The following is a 1192-nucleotide window of genomic DNA, read 5'->3' on the forward strand; positions in this document are numbered from 1 at the left end:
AACCTGTGCGTCCTGCCCACCCACGCGGGGCGGAGGCACACCTGTTATAGGATCAAGCCTTACGGGCAATTAGTATCAGTTAGCTTAACGCATTACTGCGCTTCCACACCTGACCTATCAACGTCCTGGTCTCGAACGACCCTTCAAGGGGCTCGAAGCCCCGGGGATATCTCATCTCAAGGCGAGTTTCCCGCTTAGATGCTTTCAGCGGTTATCTCTTCCGAACATAGCTACCCGGCGATGCCACTGGCGTGACAACCGGTACACCAGAGGTTCGTCCACTCCGGTCCTCTCGTACTAGGAGCAGGTCCCTTCAAATATCCAGCGCCCACGGCAGATAGGGACCAAACTGTCTCACGACGTTTTAAACCCAGCTCACGTACCTCTTTAAATGGCGAACAGCCATACCCTTGGGACCGGCTACAGCCCCAGGATGAGATGAGCCGACATCGAGGTGCCAAACACCGCCGTCGATATGAACTCTTGGGCGGTATCAGCCTGTTATCCCCAGAGTACCTTTTATCCGTTGAGCGATGGCCCTTCCATACAGAACCACCGGATCACTATGACCTGCTTTCGCACCTGTTCGACTTGTGAGTCTCACAGTCAAGCACGCTTATGCCATTGCACTATCAGCACGATTTCCGACCGTACCTAGCGTACCTTCGTACTCCTCCGTTACCCTTTGGGAGGAGACCGCCCCAGTCAAACTGCCTACCATGCACTGTCCCCGATCCGGATTACGGACCAAGGTTAGAACCTCAAACAGATCAGGGTGGTATTTCAAGGACGGCTCCACGGAAACTAGCGTTCCCGCTTCACAGCCTCCCACCTATCCTACACAAACCGGTTCAAAGTCCAATGCAAAGCTACAGTAAAGGTTCATGGGGTCTTTCCGTCTAGCCGCGGGGAGATTGCATCATCACAAACACTTCAACTTCGCTGAGTCTCGGGAGGAGACAGTGTGGCCATCGTTACGCCATTCGTGCAGGTCGGAACTTACCCGACAAGGAATTTCGCTACCTTAGGACCGTTATAGTTACGGCCGCCGTTTACCGGGACTTCAATCAAGAGCTTGCACCCCATCATTTAATCTTCCGGCACCGGGCAGGCGTCACACCCTATACGTCCACTTTCGTGTTTGCAGAGTGCTGTGTTTTTATTAAACAGTCGCAGCCACCAGTTTATTGCA

At 53.5% G+C, this 1192-nt stretch carries 1 rRNA gene; it reads right to left on the reverse strand.

The window, feature by feature from the left end:
- Positions 1–48: 48 nt before the first annotated feature.
- Positions 49–1192, reverse strand: a 23S ribosomal RNA gene (locus A3CW_RS0144175); the annotation flags it as partial.

Origin of the sequence: Paraburkholderia nodosa DSM 21604 (assembly GCF_000519185.1) — a bacterium.
Classification (GTDB): domain Bacteria; phylum Pseudomonadota; class Gammaproteobacteria; order Burkholderiales; family Burkholderiaceae; genus Paraburkholderia; species Paraburkholderia nodosa.